Origin of the sequence: Oceanobacillus alkalisoli (genome assembly GCF_021556485.1) — a bacterium.
In the GTDB taxonomy this organism is placed as follows: domain Bacteria; phylum Bacillota; class Bacilli; order Bacillales; family Amphibacillaceae; genus Oceanobacillus; species Oceanobacillus alkalisoli.
The window spans coordinates 58,544-74,764 of sequence record NZ_JAKGBW010000002.1 but is presented as its reverse complement, the minus strand read 5'-3'; the positions used below and the strand labels follow the sequence as shown (position 1 = coordinate 74,764).

Annotated in this window: 18 protein-coding genes; 4 read left to right on the top strand and 14 right to left on the bottom strand. The window is 39.9% G+C overall.

Features of this window, described 5'->3' with window-relative positions; genetic code table 11:
• Positions 1 to 60: 60 nt before the first annotated feature.
• Together LZD48_RS02535 and LZD48_RS02530 are read right to left on the bottom strand one after the other, a co-directional pair.
• Positions 61 to 1,320 (bottom strand): ABC transporter permease, encoded by a 1,260-nt coding sequence (locus LZD48_RS02535; RefSeq protein WP_235761165.1) that lies wholly within the window; start codon positions 1,318 to 1,320, stop codon positions 61 to 63.
• Positions 1,313 to 2,212: an ABC transporter ATP-binding protein gene (locus LZD48_RS02530; protein WP_235761164.1), complete on the bottom strand. Its 900-nt coding sequence runs from the start codon at positions 2,210 to 2,212 to the stop codon at positions 1,313 to 1,315. The genes LZD48_RS02535 and LZD48_RS02530 overlap by 8 nt, the downstream gene beginning before the upstream one ends.
• Before the next feature lie 136 nt (positions 2,213 to 2,348).
• Here LZD48_RS02530 and LZD48_RS02525 point away from each other — a divergent pair, with 136 nt between their 5' ends.
• Entirely contained in the window at positions 2,349 to 2,534 is a 186-nt protein-coding gene (locus LZD48_RS02525; protein WP_235761163.1) for a YhzD family protein, read from the top strand.
• Positions 2,535 to 2,662: 128 nt separating this feature from the next.
• On the opposite strand, the gene LZD48_RS02520 is transcribed toward LZD48_RS02525, so the two are convergent.
• The 3 genes from LZD48_RS02520 to fumC all read right to left on the bottom strand — a co-directional run bounded on the left by LZD48_RS02520 (position 2,663) and on the right by fumC (position 5,150).
• Positions 2,663 to 3,019 (bottom strand): YlbF/YmcA family competence regulator, encoded by a 357-nt coding sequence (locus tag LZD48_RS02520; RefSeq protein WP_235761162.1) that lies wholly within the window; start codon positions 3,017 to 3,019, stop codon positions 2,663 to 2,665.
• Between the two features lie 385 nt (positions 3,020 to 3,404).
• Positions 3,405 to 3,605 (bottom strand): alpha/beta-type small acid-soluble spore protein, encoded by a 201-nt coding sequence (locus LZD48_RS02515; protein WP_235761161.1) that lies wholly within the window; start codon positions 3,603 to 3,605, stop codon positions 3,405 to 3,407.
• A gap of 159 nt (positions 3,606 to 3,764) precedes the next feature.
• Positions 3,765 to 5,150, bottom strand: a complete 1,386-nt coding sequence (fumC, locus tag LZD48_RS02510) for a class II fumarate hydratase (RefSeq protein WP_235761160.1) — start codon at positions 5,148 to 5,150, stop codon at positions 3,765 to 3,767.
• A gap of 318 nt (positions 5,151 to 5,468) precedes the next feature.
• Here fumC and LZD48_RS02505 point away from each other — a divergent pair, with 318 nt between their 5' ends.
• A complete protein-coding gene (locus LZD48_RS02505) occupies positions 5,469 to 6,386 on the top strand; it encodes a zinc dependent phospholipase C family protein (protein WP_235761159.1) in 918 nt (305 codons plus the stop codon).
• Between the two features lie 544 nt (positions 6,387 to 6,930).
• Here the strand turns inward: LZD48_RS02505 and LZD48_RS02500 are convergent.
• Positions 6,931 to 8,202, bottom strand: coding sequence for an MFS transporter (locus LZD48_RS02500; protein WP_255770483.1), 1,272 nt, complete (start codon positions 8,200 to 8,202; stop codon positions 6,931 to 6,933).
• 222 nt (positions 8,203 to 8,424) lie between these two features.
• Positions 8,425 to 8,658 (bottom strand): IDEAL domain-containing protein, encoded by a 234-nt coding sequence (locus LZD48_RS02495; RefSeq protein ID WP_235761157.1) that lies wholly within the window; start codon positions 8,656 to 8,658, stop codon positions 8,425 to 8,427.
• A gap of 194 nt (positions 8,659 to 8,852) precedes the next feature.
• Between LZD48_RS02495 and LZD48_RS02490 the strand changes: the two genes are divergently transcribed.
• Entirely contained in the window at positions 8,853 to 9,743 is an 891-nt protein-coding gene (locus tag LZD48_RS02490; protein WP_235761156.1) for a cation diffusion facilitator family transporter, read from the top strand.
• Positions 9,744 to 9,828: 85 nt separating this feature from the next.
• On the opposite strand, the gene map is transcribed toward LZD48_RS02490, so the two are convergent.
• The 6 genes from map to LZD48_RS02460 all read right to left on the bottom strand — a co-directional run bounded on the left by map (position 9,829) and on the right by LZD48_RS02460 (position 15,005).
• The gene (map, locus tag LZD48_RS02485) at positions 9,829 to 10,584 is read right to left on the bottom strand and encodes a type I methionyl aminopeptidase (protein WP_235761155.1); all 756 of its coding nucleotides are present in this window, start codon (positions 10,582 to 10,584) and stop codon (positions 9,829 to 9,831) included.
• Positions 10,585 to 10,818: 234 nt separating this feature from the next.
• Positions 10,819 to 10,965 carry a YjcZ family sporulation protein gene (locus tag LZD48_RS02480; protein WP_235761154.1) on the bottom strand — a complete coding sequence of 49 codons (147 nt, stop codon included), beginning with the start codon at positions 10,963 to 10,965 and terminating at the stop codon, positions 10,819 to 10,821.
• A 93-nt stretch (positions 10,966 to 11,058) separates the two neighbouring features.
• The gene (locus LZD48_RS02475; RefSeq protein ID WP_235761153.1) at positions 11,059 to 11,829 is read right to left on the bottom strand and encodes a (S)-benzoin forming benzil reductase; all 771 of its coding nucleotides are present in this window, start codon (positions 11,827 to 11,829) and stop codon (positions 11,059 to 11,061) included.
• Between the two features lie 26 nt (positions 11,830 to 11,855).
• Positions 11,856 to 13,229, bottom strand: coding sequence for a dipeptidase (locus tag LZD48_RS02470; protein ID WP_235761152.1), 1,374 nt, complete (start codon positions 13,227 to 13,229; stop codon positions 11,856 to 11,858).
• 57 nt (positions 13,230 to 13,286) lie between these two features.
• Positions 13,287 to 13,748, bottom strand: coding sequence for an S-ribosylhomocysteine lyase (locus LZD48_RS02465; RefSeq protein WP_235761151.1), 462 nt, complete (start codon positions 13,746 to 13,748; stop codon positions 13,287 to 13,289).
• 609 nt (positions 13,749 to 14,357) lie between these two features.
• On the bottom strand, positions 14,358 to 15,005 hold the full coding sequence (locus tag LZD48_RS02460; RefSeq protein WP_235761150.1) for a YhcN/YlaJ family sporulation lipoprotein: 648 nt from the start codon (positions 15,003 to 15,005) through the stop codon (positions 14,358 to 14,360).
• A 166-nt stretch (positions 15,006 to 15,171) separates the two neighbouring features.
• Here LZD48_RS02460 and LZD48_RS02455 point away from each other — a divergent pair, with 166 nt between their 5' ends.
• Positions 15,172 to 15,411 carry a YhdB family protein gene (locus tag LZD48_RS02455; protein ID WP_235761149.1) on the top strand — a complete coding sequence of 80 codons (240 nt, stop codon included), beginning with the start codon at positions 15,172 to 15,174 and terminating at the stop codon, positions 15,409 to 15,411.
• Positions 15,412 to 15,456: 45 nt separating this feature from the next.
• Here the strand turns inward: LZD48_RS02455 and LZD48_RS02450 are convergent, their stop codons facing one another.
• Positions 15,457 to 16,221 carry an anti-sigma factor domain-containing protein gene (locus LZD48_RS02450; RefSeq protein ID WP_235761148.1) on the bottom strand — a complete coding sequence of 255 codons (765 nt, stop codon included), beginning with the start codon at positions 16,219 to 16,221 and terminating at the stop codon, positions 15,457 to 15,459.

Genomic DNA, 16,221 nt, shown 5'->3' with positions numbered 1-16,221 from the left:
AATGCACGTTCTGTTAGTGGGACATGGACACAGGCTCTGACCCCATGTCCCAGTTTGGAATTATTTTTCTTTTTTTGATAGGCGGATTGCTTTTGTGAAATCTTTGAGAGAGCCTGTTCTTCCGTACATAAGTACGCCGCCTTTGTATACTCTTGCTCCAATCAAGCCAAGGATGATAATTGAAACAATTAAAATCGCAATCGATAATCCGATTTCCCAGAGTGGCAAGTTAAGCATCCCAATTCGTAAAATCATGACCATTGGCGTAAAGAATGGAATAAAAGAAGAAATGGTTACAATCCTTGATTCTGGTGCACCTAACCCGTACATAGCAACGAGAAAAGCAATAACAATCAAAATAATCATCGGCATGAGCAATTGCCCTACATCTTCTGAGCGGCTTACAAGTGAACCGAGCATCGCCGCCAAAGTTGCATATAAAGTGTAACCAAGCAGAAAGAAAATAATGGCATAGATAACTAAGTCAACCGGAATATCAACTAAACCAACCGTATCAAGGAAACTTCCGACTAATTCTTCCTTCCTGCTGCTAATGAGTGCGTAGCCAACACCGACCAGTAACAGGATCTGCGTTAAGCCGACTAACGCTACTCCGAATATTTTGGCAAACATATGGGTTACTGGTGACGCACTTGAAATTAAAATCTCCATCACCCGTGACGATTTCTCATTCGCAACATCTTGAGCAATCATTTGTCCGTATAATATAACTACCATATACATGAAGAAAAGCATGACATAGATAATTCCCTGCGCCTGGAACATTTCTTCCAATGTTTTCGCATCCTCATCAAGGGCAACCGTTTCAAAGTTCACCGGCGCATAAATCTCCTGCACCGCCTGTTCATCAAATCCAGCTTGCTCAATCGACATCGCAACTTTCATATATTGAAGCTGCTCCTCGAGATCCGCTTGAGTCGAGGAATCCGTAATATTATTCGCAAAGTACGTCGCTTCCGGTAAAGCATCAGCATCCATATCCATAACAACGAGAGCAGCGTATTTCTCTTCTTGAACTGCTGTTTTTCCAGCTTCCTCCAAATCTGTGAATGGAATCAGCTCCAATGAATCATTCGCAGACTCTACGCTTTGTTTATATGGTCCAAATAAAAGGTCCGAGTTATCAATGATTGCAATTTTATCCCTCTCTTCATCCTCACCGGAAAAGAACCCAGCAATCGTCTGGAAGTTAGCTGCAGCGGCAACAGTTAATAATAGGAGAGCTGTCGTAATAAGAAAGGTTTTTGATTTCACTTTTTCCAGATACGTATGGCTAAAAATAATCCAAAACTTATTCATAAGATGCACCTACCTTTTCAATAAAGATGTCATTTAAAGAAGGTTCTTCCAACTCGAATTTACGAATGAATCCTTTGCCCTGCAATTCCCGAAATATATCTTGGGATACATCTTCATTTAAAATCTGTAAGTCACATCCATCATTTACTCGACGATATTTCACAACTCCTGGAAATTCCGCTAAAAATTCAAGTGAGAAATCGGCATTAATCCGTAAATTTTTCTTACCAAATGACCGTTTAATCTCACGCAACGCCCCTTGCACGACCGGCCTCCCTTTTTGTAAAATACAAAGATATTGACATAGCTCTTCTACATGGGACATCTGATGCGACGAAAATACAATTGTTGTTCCCTGATCTTTTAAATCAAGTACAGCCTCTTTCAGCATCTCTACGTTAATGGGGTCCAGCCCGGAAAACGGTTCATCTAAAACAAGCAATTCCGGTTGGTGGATAACCGCTGAAATGAATTGAATCTTCTGTTGGTTTCCTTTCGAAAGTTCTTCAATTTTCTTATTCATATATTCGGGTACTTTAAAACGATCGAGCCATTTTTCAAGTTCTGGCAATATTTCTTTTTTCTCCATACCACGAAGTTTTGCTAAGTATGTAATTTGATTTTTCACGGTTAACTTTGGATAAAGTCCGCGTTCTTCTGGTAAATAACCAATCAAATTGCTTGTATTATAATCAATCGTTTCCCCGTTCCACGTTATTTCTCCTTCCGTTTTATCCAATAATCCGAGTAACATCCGGAACGTCGTTGTTTTGCCGGCACCATTTCCACCGAGAAATCCAAACACTTCTTCTTTCGGTATTGTTAAATTTAATTGGTTGACTGCAGTAAATTCACCAAATCGTTTCGTAACATGATCGATAATTAAAGTCATTCTCTTATCCCCTTTCTCTGCTATACTACGGCTTTCTTTAGGTAATGGTTTCGGTTATTTTATGAACGTAATTATTTTCGCATAATTTCGAGTAATGAATTATAATGAAAGCAAGAAACAGAGAGGAGCATAACATATGAGAGAATACTTTCTGACCGTGTTCAACCCAGACGGGGAAAAATTACTCGATGAATCATTTATAGCTGAGAATGACGAACGGGCAAAGAGAATCGGTGAAGAAAAACTTGCGGAACATGGTTATTCCGAACATACTCACCGCTGCGTCAGCCCGGAAGCAAAACTCATTCTTTTCCATCGTTAAAGAAAACCAATGCGCATGCACCCGGTTCACGACGTACAAAGCAGCATCCCAAGATCAATGCTAGTATAATTTTCCACATCAAAAAAACTCACAGATATCAGTCTGTGAGTTTTCCTCCATACAAATTTTTAATGCTCGTCTTGGTTAAATCCATAAACTTCTTCTAATGGTTTGGTAATAATCGAGCTGATATCGCCGATAATAACATTTAAACGCTGTTCTTCTTCCATTAATTTAGCAATTGTTGGGTTATCTTGAACAAGCTCTACTACATTACGGGCTTTTTCCACTTCTTCTTCGGTAATATCCAAGCCTTGCATTTGCTTCTCTTGTAAGTTCAACTGGGTATCCCGGAAACTTTCAAACATTTGCTTGGATTCTGGATCATTCATTACAGCTTCATATGCTGATTTTAAACTTTGAAATTCAGTACTTTCTCGTATTGCTTTTTCTAAGCTATAGGCATAATCATAAATATTAGACATCATCTTGCCTCCCATATAGTAAGTTAAGCCCTACTATATCAAATGAAAAAGGGAATGTATACTATGAACTGAATGAATTTCATAATTACCAAATTCGGCTTTTCCATCACCATATGTAGTTGGGAACGAATCAACCCAACTACATATGGTGATGGTGAAGCATTAAATACGTATTATGAAATTCATTAAACTAATTAAATTTTTATTATGCAATCTAAATTTTTTCACCTAAAAAATCAAGGCAATTTAACCTTACCAAGCCCTCATAGTCAACGGTTTTCAAAGGATGACTTCGTTATTTCAGTGTGCGATGTTGGATATGTAAAGTATTATAAAATAGATGTGGGCAGGCAATCGCTCCCTGCCCACTATTTACTTACTTTTGTTATTGTCCGCCACTATTAAGCTGTTGCTGTGCAGTACGAACAAGACGTTTTGTAATTTCTCCACCAACGGAACCGTTAGCACGAGAAGTTGTGTCTGCTCCTAGATTAACACCAAACTCTTGAGCAATTTCATATTTCATTTGATCAAGTGCTTGTTGTACACCAGGAACTACTAATTGGTTTGAGTTGTTGTTAGCCATCGGACTTTCACCTCCTTCTGTAATCCTATTGTCAGCTAAAACAACTAATCTTATGACAAAAATTCACTGGTAAAATGTAGCTATGATTCCAGTTCGCTGTAAACCAAAAAAACGACCCTGCTTCATCCCGTGAAGCAGGGTCGTTTGATAAGCATAAGGTTATTTCGGATAAGTCATTTCTTCCGGAACAACATATTTATCGAATTCTTCTTCCGTCAATAATCCTAATTTAACTGCTGTTTCTTTCAATGTTGCATTCTCTTCAAAAGCAGTCTTTGCTATTTTCGCTGCGTTTTCATAGCCAATGTGCGGGTTTAATGCCGTAACGAGCATCAACGACTCATTTAAATGCTTATTAATCACTTCATGATTTGGCTCAATGCCAATAGCACAACGATCATTGAATGATACAATACTGTCCGAGAGCAACCCCGCCGATTGTAAGAAGTTATAAGCGATTACCGGTTTATAAACATTAAGTTCAAAGTTTCCTTGGCTTGCAGCAAAACCTACCGCTGCATCATTCCCCATTACTTGAGCAGCGACCATTGTTACTGCTTCACTTTGGGTCGGATTCACTTTACCTGGCATAATTGAGCTTCCCGGTTCATTTGATGGAATCGTAATTTCACCAAGACCCGAACGCGGACCGCTTGCGAGCCAGCGCACATCATTTGCAATTTTCATCATATCCGCTGCAAGCGCTTTTAAAGCACCATGAGCAAATACGGTTTCATCATAGCTTGTTAAAGAATGGAATTTATTTTTAGCAGTTACGAAATCTTTCCCTGTGTAGTCGCTTATTTGTTTTGCAACCCGTTCGGCAAATTCCGGATGCGCATTCAGTCCAGTACCTACTGCTGTTCCACCTAGTGCCAATTCTTTTAATTCTGGGATACTGTTCTTAATCATACTTTCTACTTTTTCAAGCATTCGATGCCAACCACTAATTTCCTGCCCGAGTGTCAGTGGTGTTGCATCCTGTAAATGCGTTCGCCCAATTTTTACAATATCAGTAAATGCATCTGCTTTTTCTTTTAATGTCTTCTTCAGTACATCGACAGCCGGTAATACATGATCCTCAAGCTTTAAAACAAAGGCGATATGCATCGCTGTTGGGTATGTATCATTGGAGCTTTGGGATTTGTTAACGTCATCATTTGGGTGAAGTCGTAATTCGCTTCCCTCTTCTTCTAGCCATTTATTACCGACATAACTAAGCACCTCATTTACGTTCATATTCGATTGGGTACCGCTTCCAGTTTGCCAAACGACTAATGGAAAGTGTTCATCAACCCGGCCTGCAAGCACTTCATCTGCAGCATGCTCAATCGCATCCGCTTTCTTTGCATCGAGCAGTCCGAGCGCACTATTTACTTTAGCTGCACTCTTTTTCAATACAGCAAAAGCTTGAATAATTTCTTTTGGCATCTTTTCTGTACCAATTGGAAAGTTCTGTTTACTTCTTTGTGTTTGCGCTCCCCAGAATTTATCTGCCGGAACTTTAATTTCCCCTATTGTATCTTTCTCCAAACGATAATCCAATTCGAGTTCCTCCCTGTATTATGATGATACCACCTATATTGTATCAAATTTCTTCAGGAAACTACACTTCTTTACTAATCGTTCACGCTTTCATCCTATATGACACAAAATTGTACTACCACAAGCGTAAAAAAACGAGATTTTCCTATATAATATACAAAGAGAATGAATTTCATAATTACCAAAGTCGGCTATTCCATCACCATATGTAGTTGGGAACGAACCAACTCAACTACATATGGTGATGGTGAAGCATTAAATACGTATTATGAAATTCATTAAAAGAAAATGATTATTTTTAAAAAGGAGGAAATCACGATGCCAAATATATGGACGCATATTCTCTTTTGTGAAGAGGTTGTGGATACAGTTGGAAATGTACACCCATTCTCACAGCAGATTGAGAATTATATGAGGTTAGGCGCTCAAGGACCAGATCCTTTTTTCTATTATAACTTTTGGCCGTGGGTGAAGAATGAACCGGTTCATCAAGTCGGCGCATCCTTGCATACGAGTCAGTGTGGAATATTCCTCCTCGATATGATTGAAGCCGCGAAAAATAATAGCAATGAGGTAAAAGCTTTTGTTATCGGCTTTGTCACCCATCATGTACTTGACCGCAATACGCACCCTTATATCCATTACCGGGCAGGTTACGAAGGTAATGACCACCAACGTCTAGAAATTCAAATTGATACATTGATGATGGATAAATACCATAATTTAAAAACATGGAAAAATCCTGTCTATAAAGAAATTGACATTGGAAGAAATTTTGATGCACGGATTACGAGGCTGTTGGCAACACTCATCAATGAACATTACCCAAATTTAAGTAGGACTGACGATACCTATATTCAAAAAGCATACCGAGACATGCTGCTTGCTCTAAAAATTCTGTCAGACCCATCTGGCATTAAAAATAAAATACTTGGAAATTTAATCTCCGCATATTCCCACCAACCAATTCATGATGATGTCGATTATTTAAATTTAAACCATACGACATGGTTCCACCCTGCAACGAATGAACCATCTAATAAAAGTTTTATTGAACTGTATAATGAAAGCCGTGTGGAGGGTATCGATATTATAACGGAAGTATTAAACTACTGGGAAAAGGGTGCTTCCTATTCCATGGAAAAACTAAAAGGTTTAATTGGAAATATTTCATATGATACGGGGAAACCCCTTGAACTCGGGTTGGAAAATAAATATAGCGAACCAATTGTGTAGAACCAAAACAGACTGGGACCCTTGAGTCCCAGTCTGTTTGATTTGTATAACTTTGGAAGAATCACATATCACTTTCATACAGCGTAAGTGTGCCTTACCCTGAAACTTTCTACTGGAGGTCCGCAGTCCAGACACCTCTCGCACCTGCTGAGCGGCCGGCAAGCCTCTTCGCGCTAACGCGCTGTGGGGTCTCGCCAGGCCTATCCTCCCGCAGGAGTCTCGAGGTGTCTGGACTGCTCCTAGGAAAGGCCCTATTGAGATCACGGTTTATTATTCCAAAGATATAATTTTATCGTAAAATGGCACTGGAATAAATGCTATTAATAATAATCATCTCTACCAGTTCAGTTGCCCGGTGGACGGTGACTCCTGCGGGAACAGCACGAGCCTGGAGACCCCGCAGGGCGGGTAGCCCGAGAAGCTCCGGCAGTGCCCAAGGATGCGTATCCGGCCACCGGGCAACTGAACGGTGATTAGAGAGTATTTCAAGAGAATGCGCAAATTACTTACGCTGTATGAAAGTGCAAGTTTTGATTAGGGTATGTCATTTAGGTTTTACTTCAACTTTGCCTTCCAGTCCTGTTTGCTGCTGGGCCTCTTGAATGCCTTTATCGACATCGACAAATCGCAATAATATAATCCCTGCGATAAAGAAGAATATGAGCGAGAGAATGCCATAGCGGCTATTGCCTGTAATTTGCCCGATAAAAGCAAACAAGAACGGTCCGAAAATAGCAGCGAATTTGGAGGAGATCCCGTAAAAACCAAAGAATTCTGCATGTTTATTTTGCGGGATCATCCGGCCAAAGATGGATCTACTAAGGGACTGTGCACCGCCTTGCACCATTCCAACAGCGATTGCTAACGCATAGAAGTGAAATGCTGAAGTCATAAAGTAGCCAAGGACAGTAATCACCATGTACGTAACGAGCGTAATATATAAAGCACGCTTAGCCGTAATCTTTGAGGCGAGCCAACCGAAGAAAAAAGTAAAGGGAATACCGACAAATTGCGTAATTAATAAAGCGACAATCAAATCGTTCCCTGCAATGCCAATTTCAGCGCCATAAATTGTCGCCATTCGCATAATCGTAGAAATTCCATCATTATATAACCAAAAGGCAAGCAAAAAAATTAAGACTTGCTTATACTGTTTAATTTGCTTGAACGTATCCCCTACCCGGGAAAATCCAATGGCAATATACGATTTATCTTTTTCTACGATAACCTTTTTCTCTTCTTTAATATTCTTGAATAATGGAATAGAAAATAATAACCACCAAATACCGACCGAAGCGAAAGATAACTGGGTTGCAATCACCGTATCTTTTAAACCAAACCAATGCGGATTCAATATCATTAAAATATTTATCGTAAGGAGAACGCCCCCTCCGATATATCCATAAGCAAAGCCCCCAGAAGATACCCGATCCATTTCCTCTTTCTCTGCGACTTCAGGAAGGAATCCATCATAGAATATGTTACCACCGGAAAATCCAATTGAACCGACAATAAATAAGATAGATGCAAGTATATAATCGCCTTCTCCTACGAATGCTAGTAGGATACTAGCGATAATCCCCATAAAAGCAAAAAATTGCAGAAATTTCTTTTTCGCTGCAGAAAAATCACTAATCGCCCCTAATATCGGTGCGAGAACAGCTACAAATAGAACAGAAATAGACTGGGAATAGCCCCAATAGCTTGTTGCAAGTCCTTCTTCAAGCCCGCTTGCAGCTACATTAGAATAATAGACAGGAAGCACTGCTGCCATAATGGTTGTTGCAAATGCAGAGTTACCAAAATCGTACATCATCCAGCTTCTTTGTAATTTCTTTTTATTTTCCACCTAATAGCCCCCCTTTAGCCACAAGCATAGCAAAGATTTTACGAATCAGGCTTCATTCAGCAAAAAATTTACAACCATTTAACGTAAAGTCAATGATTGTAAACTTTTTGCTTGCAGCTAGCTTCAGAGCGCAGGGACTGCCAAACTTCACGCTCCTTTTAGTTTGTAGGTCCTCAAACGCTTACGGTATTACTCCCAAATATATTGTTTATATTCTTCACTTAAGTTTTTAAATGTTTTTATATCGTCCGTTTCGAGTGCCTTGTTTATTGCGTCTTCCAATTTGGCACGATTGTAATTAAAGCATATTGCATCCAAATTTAATCTGGCTTGCAAACGGATCTCATAAGGAATTTCTTTTTTAGCTTGGACTGGCTTTCCACTGTATCTGAAAAATTGCAGATATACTTTTTCTTTTTTCATTGGAATTGCCCCCTTTACCCTTTCTTTTATTATCCTAAATTTTCCGAATAAAAGCAACAGATTTGTTTTGTTTACTAAGTGAAACTTCCTTCCCACCAACCAATAGTGATAGCTTGATGCGTTTCTTTTTCTCTAGACCCACACGAATCCCGTTTGGTAAACTATTGAAACGAGACAAATTGGAGGACAACTTCATGAATCATGCAGATAACTTAAAACTTGCCGAAAAAGGTGCTTGGATAAGCATCATCACATATCTTACGCTCGCCATTATTAAATTATGGATTGCCAACTTCGGTAACTCGCTTGCCTTACGAGCAGACGGATTAAATAATACGACAGACGTCATTGCTTCGGTTGCGGTCCTTGTTGGTTTACGTATTTCCCAAAAACCGCCTGATGATAACCACCGTTATGGACATTATCGTGCAGAGACGGTCGCTTCTCTCTTTGCAGCATTTATTATGATGTTTATTGGGATTCAAGTAATTTATGACACTGCAAGGAAATTTATAACCTTTGAAATGGAAGAGCCAAGCATGCTAACTGCTTGGACGGCATTAGGTTCAGCGGCTGTCATGCTCATCGTTTTCTTTTATAACTTGCGTTTATCAAGACGATTGCACAGTCAGGCATTATTTGCTGTCGCCCAGGATAATCGGTCAGATGCCCTTGTTAGTATCGGAGCGTTTATTGGGATTATCGGCGCACAGTTCGGTATCTACTGGTTAGATCCGCTCACTGGAACACTTGTAGGACTAATCATTTGTAAAACGGCTTTTGACATATTTAAAGATGCAACACTAACATTAACAGATGCATTTGATGAAGAAGAATTAGAAATGATTAAAAAGACGATTACAAATGTCTCGGAAGTAGAGAGAGTTGTGGACGTAAAAGGAAGAATTCATGGCAGTCAAGCACTGCTTGAATTGACAATTCTTGTAGATGCTCATCTAACCGTTGAACATAGCCATAAAATTACGGAAAGAATTGAGAAGTATTTAGCAAGAAAGCACGGTGTCACCCATGCTCACATCCATCTGGAACCATTTTATGAAAAAAAAGGCGTAAAGAATCAATAGACGCAAAGTTTGCAGAAGAGAACACTATTAATGAAAAAGAGACTGCCTCATTTCCATTAAGGCCAGTCTCTTTTCATATGCTTCATTATGCTTTATCTTGATCCGTTAAAATAAGCGGACCATCTTTTGTAATGACGATTTGATGTTCGTATTGGGCAGAACGACTTTTGTCAACAGTGCGAGCCGTCCAATTATTGGAATCCATTTTACTTTCCCAAGCACCTTCGTTAATCATTGGTTCAATTGTAATGACCATTCCTTCTTTCAGACGTAAACCTTTATTCGGTAATCCGAAATGAGGAACGTTCGGGTCTTCATGGATTGTCGGCCCGATACCGTGTCCTGTAAAGTCGCGGACAACGGAGAAACCTTCACCTTCTGCATACGTCTGGATAGCATGTCCGATATCACCGATCCGATTTCCAACTTGAGCTTGTTCAATTCCTTTGTAGAGGGATTTCTTCGTTACATCCATTAAACGAAGTCCCGCTTCATCCACGTTCCCGACTGCATATGTCCAAGCCGAATCTGCAAGCCCACCGTTTAAGTTGACAACCATATCAATCGTTACGATGTCGCCATCCTGTAATTGCTCTTCCCGCGGGAAGCCATGGCAGATTTCATCATTAAGGGACGCACAAGTTGCATATGGATAACCATTATATCCCTTTTGCTCTGGAGTTGCTCCATGTCTTCTCATAAACTCCTCCGCAAAAGCATCTATCTCCATTGTAGTAATTCCCGGTTTAATCATTTTCGCTATTTCCTTGTGACATTGTACAAGCAAATCTGCTGCCGCTTGCATCTGGTCGATTTCACGAGCACTTTTTCTAGTTATCATTTTTAGCCTACCTTTCCAATTTACCTATCTTCATGAACTGTTGCTTTATTTTAAAGTTCGAATGAACAAAGTTAATTTCCATTCTCCAGTCTACCATAATTTTAATGATCTTTCAGTTAAGACGCAACCTTTGGGCAATAACCTGCTAATTCCATACAAAAGCCGCATTCATCCGAGTAACAGATAAGATGCGGCTTGTTTTATTTCATTTACGAAATTTCGTTTGATTGCTCTTTAGCAGCAATAATATCCTCCACCACCGTAGCTAGGTCCACTGTATGCTGTTCCAATGATGATTAGCAGGATAAATAGTACGACAAGCAGTGCGAACCCTCCTGAAGCGAATTTTCCACCTATTTCTGGTCTTCCTTGTTTGCTCATAGCATTCCCTCCCTATATTCTAGACTACAATAATGTATGCATGCCTATAAAATATGGGAGGGCGGATGACTAAAACTTTTTCAGACTCTTGCTTCAGATATAGTCACTAATATAATAAATCTTTCCGTTTTTCACATCTTCATCTGTAATAATGTCAATAAGGACACCGGCGACAAGATCGGTCTGCCTTAATGAATTGTTCACTTTATAATCTTTAAACTTATCTATTTCGACGAACTGATCTTTTGTTGATGAACGGATTTCTGTTTGCATATCTGTATCCATGACTCCTGGACTGAATGCAATGATTCGATTATCCGTCTTTAGTTCTTCTTGCTCGAGGGCGACGGTTTTCGTATACATATTCAGACTTGCCTTTGTGGAACAGTAAGCACTCCAACCGTAAATTGGACTCTCTGCGGCTCCGGAACTTACATTAGCAATAACGAGTGGAATTTGATGTTCCTCATGCTTTTTCAAAAATTGATTGGTAAGTACCATTGGAGCAATCGAGTTGATTGTTACATGAGAAACGAGTGCTTCAGTCTTTATATGCTGCGACTGATCAATCGGATGAACAACTCCAGCATTATTCAATAGAAAAATCGTTTCAATTTCTTTTTCGGCATTTTTCTCTTTGATTTCTTCGTGGATGATTTCCACTGCTTCTTCCAGCTGTGGAATATCGGCTAAATCACAAGCCACATGCCGATAAAACTGATTATTTTCCTTAGCAGCCGTCGTTAAATGTTTATTTTCCGTTCGGGAGATACCAATAACATCCATTCCCGATTCCAATAAAAACTTTGCAAGCGATGCCCCGAGTCCTCTTGAGACCCCTGTTATTACAGCAAGTTTCGCCAAACTTCATTCCCCCTTATCAAGACAAATCATTCGTTATCTTTCACTTTCTCCCAATAATAAACAAGGGTTTCCATCCCTTTATCAAAACTGTCGAGCGGGAAGCTTTCATTCGGTGAATGCAGACGATCCTCCGGTGTTCCAAACCCAAGTAGAACAATCGGCATATCATAGATCGCATCTATCCATTCTACAACTGGAATCGAGCCGCCCATACGGACGTACACGGTTTCTTTCCCGAACGCTGCCGTGTAACTTTCAGCAGCTTTTTGAATAAGCGGGTGATCTGGTGCAACTTTATATGCTTTCGATGAGAGTTTCTCTTTCTTCACTTCTACCGTTACCCCACTTGGAGCATGTTTATACACGTGGTCCTCTAGTAATTTTTGAATCTTCTCAGGATCTTGCCCTGGAACAAGACGGCACGTAATTTTAGCGGTAGCAGACGAAGGTATGATTGTCTTTGTTCCCTCACCTTGATAACCACCATACATTCCATTCACTTCAAATGTCGGACGCCCCATTGTATGCTCCTCAGGTGTATACCCTTTTTCAGAAACCGTTTCAGGGATTCCTGTTGATACTACAAAGTCTTCACCAGGCGCTTTTTTAATTAGTTCCCGCTCTTCTTGCGTCATTGGTTCGACATCATCATAAAAACCATTTACTGTAATTACTTCATTTTCATCCTTCATTGATGCTAGTATATGACTAAGTGCCATGATTGGGTTCCGCACCGCTCCTCCGTACATCCCGGAATGCAAATCATGATCTGGCCCTGTTACTGTGATTTCAATCCCTGTGAACCCTTTTAAACCATAAAGAATTGTTGGTTGATTTTTTGCAACCATTCCGGAATCTGAGATAACGGCAAAATCAGCTTGAAATTTTTCCTTTTGTTCTTGAAGGACTTCATAAAGATTCTCACTGCCGATCTCCTCTTCTCCTTCAATACAGACTTTAATGTTTACCGGTATTGCCGCTTTCGTTTTTAAATAAGCTTCAAAAACCGCAAGATGCATGAATACTTGTCCTTTATCATCGCTTGACCCACGGGCATAAAGACGGCCGTCACGAATTTCCGGTTTAAATGGATCGCTTTCCCACTGTTCAAGCGGATCTGCCGGCTGGACATCATAGTGTCCATAAAATAAAACAGTCGGCGCATCTGGTCCTGCTCCGTTATATTCGGCATAGACTAAGGGATGTCCAGGAGTTTGCTGTTTTGTAATCTTTTCAAAGGATAACTCTTCTAAGTAATCAGTAAGGAAATCTGCTGCTTTTTCCACATCTTGTTTGTATGTAGAGTCTGTGCTTACACTTGGGATTGATAAAAATTCATTCAGCTTCTTGAGTAAAGCTTCCCTATTTTCTTTTAAATATTGAATGACTTTTTCACTCATTTCATGTTCCTCCTTTTAAGACTGGAGAGAGGGATTTCTCTCCTCCCCTGTCCTACCTTAAAATACTTCGTGCCATTCGTTTCGTTTTTCCAGCATTTTTTCAGCGATATCTTTTGCGCCTTCTAGACTGTGGCTTGCTGCCCAGCCGCATTGGACTTCATTGCATGCTGGTACTTCGTCGGCTGCTAAGACATCTTTCAATGTTTTCTCCATAACATCCATTACTATTTCTTCTGTTGTGTCATTAATGATGGATAAATAAAAACCGGTTTGACATCCCATCGGGCTTAAGTCAAGCACGTTCGGCTCATGGTTTCGGATATTTTCCGCCATAAGATGTTCCAGGGAATGAAGGCCCGGCATCTCCATATGTTCTTTATTCGGTTGTTTAAACCGGATATCGTATTTATATACTTTGTCGCCTTTTTGGCCTTCCGTTACACCTGCTAGTCGAATATATGGTGCCTTTACCTTCGTATGGTCAAGATTAAAACTTTCCACATTCATTTCCTTTGTCATTCTTATCTCTCCCTACATAATCTTTTATTTTAAATGATACACTAAAAACGCAGTATCTAAAAGCAATTCACCTAACCTTAGAATTACTTTCATACAGCGTAAGTGTGGCTGACCCTGAAACTTCTACTGGAGGTCCGCAGTCCAGACACCTCTCGCACCTGCTGAGCGGCCGGAAAGCCTCCTCGCGCTAACGCGCTGCGGGGTCTCGCCAGGTTTACCTCCGAACAGGAAGTTCTAATGCCGGCGTTGGTCACTGGACGTGACCAACGCCGGCCTCCCGCAGGAGTCTCGAGGTGTCTGGACTGCTACCAGGAAAGGCCATATTGGGATCACTGTTTAATGTACTAGAAAGGTATAATCCTTATCGTAACGGGATAATTTGTATTTAAAATAATCATCTATACCAGTTCAGTTGCCCGGTGGACGGTGACTCCTGCGGGAACAGCACGACCCTGGAGGAGCTCTAGCAGTGCCTAAGGATGTGCTATCCGTCCACCGGGCAACTGAACGGCGATTAGAAATCTAGCCAAGAGAATGCGCAAAATTCTTACGCTATATGAAAGCAAAAGAAGCATGCTGATTGAGTGGTCAGCATGCTTCTTGTTTGGTTTATCGTTCCGTATTTTCAGGGAAAAGTCTGTCAACCATCGTACCGATTTGATCGAAGAATCCACCGATTGGACGACCTCTGTCCATATCATCAGCGTAGTTCGTGGCTAAATCAAGAAAATCGGGATTTGTTGAGACATAAACATTCTCAATATCTCCGTCAACAGAACGAACGATATCTCCAATCTTATCCTTTACCTCATCTGATAATTCATCATTATCACCATAGCGGTTATTCTGATTGCGATTTTCTGTGCGATTATCATGCTCGATGTCTAAATTCGCTGCGACATATGCATTGCGTTGCATGGTCAGGACGTATACATTATCAATTTCATCAATGGCATTGGTAATTTTATCTGCAGCTTCTTCAGCGACTTCATAACGAGAATCACCATCGCGATCGCCATTCATTTGATTATCATCACCGTTATCCCAGTTACCATCTCTCACTCTGTCCTGATTCCTGTCTGCATCACGTTCCATCATATAATCCCTGTCATTATTAGTAATTCCATCACCGGTATTCCGATTCGTTGTTGGATCAATATTCGGATTATCCGTACCCCGATCTGCATTGTCCGTGCCTTGGCATGCCATTAGAGCTAGCACAAGCACAGCAAATATACTCAATAATTTCCACTTCATTCGTAAATAACCTCCTTCACTATTTGTCCTTAGTATGTTACGTACGAATGAGTTTATGCTGATTTTCGGTAATCCTTTTTTTGGAACAGAGACCATATTTGTAGGTGGGAGGTAAAAATGGAACTGGGAACAATACAACTAACTGCTGAGAGTTAGGAGGAGAAAGATGATTCCTGATTATGATAAAGCATTGTATTATACACTATGGGGACAATGGGATGAGTTATTAGTTTTGATGGTTCGTACAGATGATGACTTCTTATCAAAAAAAATTGAACAGTTTTTAAATGCCTTCCATTACTCTTTAGATGAGAAGAAAATTATGCGTTCACACGATCAATTGCTTTATTATCTCGATCACGCAATGCGAAATAATGAAGAAGCTACAATTTATTTGGAGATATGAAAAATACTTTAGTCCAAATACTTATCCTAAAGTGTTTGGACTTTTTTAATATTTTTCGTTCTTATTTAATTTTTCTATTTGTAAGGATTCTTCAGGGACTGCATCTGTATAATAAAATGAATGAATTTTATCCATTTTATCTTCGTCAATATCAATCGTATCAAGCAGCTCTTTTTGATTGGACTGTATAAGTGTTGCGAATTCTTCATTCATTGATATTTCATTTTTTACCGCAAGCTCCCTTACTTCACCTGGTAAACGGAAGGCAATGAATTGCCAGTCTGTATCTATTGTTTGAAAATATTCCTTGATATTATTTGTAATTCCCATTTTTTCATCCGTTGTATAGCTGACTCCAATAAGAATCTCTTTTCTTTCCAATTGATCACAGCTAAGGAGTATTTCCGTTAACACTTCTTGTAGATCCCTTTCTTCCGATTTATTCAATTGCGACACGATATGTTCTGCATCCTGATTTAGAGGGGTAATGTCAATAATCTCCATATTCTTAGCTACTTTCAATTCGATACTCGGATTAATATCGATATTCACGTAAGCATAAGTTTCCTCTTCTTCTGTAAAATATAGCATGGTGAATATGCCTAGTGTGAATATAAGGCATAAAGAAATAAACCTCATCCGCCAAATCTTTATTTTACGGGAACGTGTTTTTGGTATGTACTTGTCAAAATAAACTTCCTCGCCAATGGAAGCTTTATCGTTAAAGGGAACAGCTTTTTCAAAGGAGCCATCAGCAGTAAGGACAATGACAAAATTCCGATGCTTCTCCATGATGATTCCTTTCCTCAC

Coding starts and splice junctions, on each gene's coding strand:
- LZD48_RS02460 (WP_235761150.1), bottom strand. CDS start 15,005: ATGAAGTGGAAATTATTGAGTATATTTGCTGTGCTTGTGCTAGCTCTA.
- LZD48_RS02530 (WP_235761164.1), bottom strand. CDS start 2,212: ATGACTTTAATTATCGATCATGTTACGAAACGATTTGGTGAATTTACT.
- LZD48_RS02465 (WP_235761151.1), bottom strand. CDS start 13,748: ATGACAAAGGAAATGAATGTGGAAAGTTTTAATCTTGACCATACGAAG.
- LZD48_RS02515 (WP_235761161.1), bottom strand. CDS start 3,605: ATGGCTAACAACAACTCAAACCAATTAGTAGTTCCTGGTGTACAACAA.
- LZD48_RS02455 (WP_235761149.1), top strand. CDS start 15,172: ATGATTCCTGATTATGATAAAGCATTGTATTATACACTATGGGGACAA.
- map (WP_235761155.1), bottom strand. CDS start 10,584: ATGATAACTAGAAAAAGTGCTCGTGAAATCGACCAGATGCAAGCGGCA.
- LZD48_RS02505 (WP_235761159.1), top strand. CDS start 5,469: ATGCCAAATATATGGACGCATATTCTCTTTTGTGAAGAGGTTGTGGAT.
- LZD48_RS02500 (WP_255770483.1), bottom strand. CDS start 8,202: ATGATGTACGATTTTGGTAACTCTGCATTTGCAACAACCATTATGGCA.
- LZD48_RS02490 (WP_235761156.1), top strand. CDS start 8,853: ATGAATCATGCAGATAACTTAAAACTTGCCGAAAAAGGTGCTTGGATA.
- LZD48_RS02470 (WP_235761152.1), bottom strand. CDS start 13,229: ATGAGTGAAAAAGTCATTCAATATTTAAAAGAAAATAGGGAAGCTTTA.
- LZD48_RS02525 (WP_235761163.1), top strand. CDS start 2,349: ATGAGAGAATACTTTCTGACCGTGTTCAACCCAGACGGGGAAAAATTA.
- LZD48_RS02495 (WP_235761157.1), bottom strand. CDS start 8,658: ATGAAAAAAGAAAAAGTATATCTGCAATTTTTCAGATACAGTGGAAAG.
- LZD48_RS02535 (WP_235761165.1), bottom strand. CDS start 1,320: ATGAATAAGTTTTGGATTATTTTTAGCCATACGTATCTGGAAAAAGTG.
- LZD48_RS02520 (WP_235761162.1), bottom strand. CDS start 3,019: ATGTCTAATATTTATGATTATGCCTATAGCTTAGAAAAAGCAATACGA.
- LZD48_RS02480 (WP_235761154.1), bottom strand. CDS start 10,965: ATGAGCAAACAAGGAAGACCAGAAATAGGTGGAAAATTCGCTTCAGGA.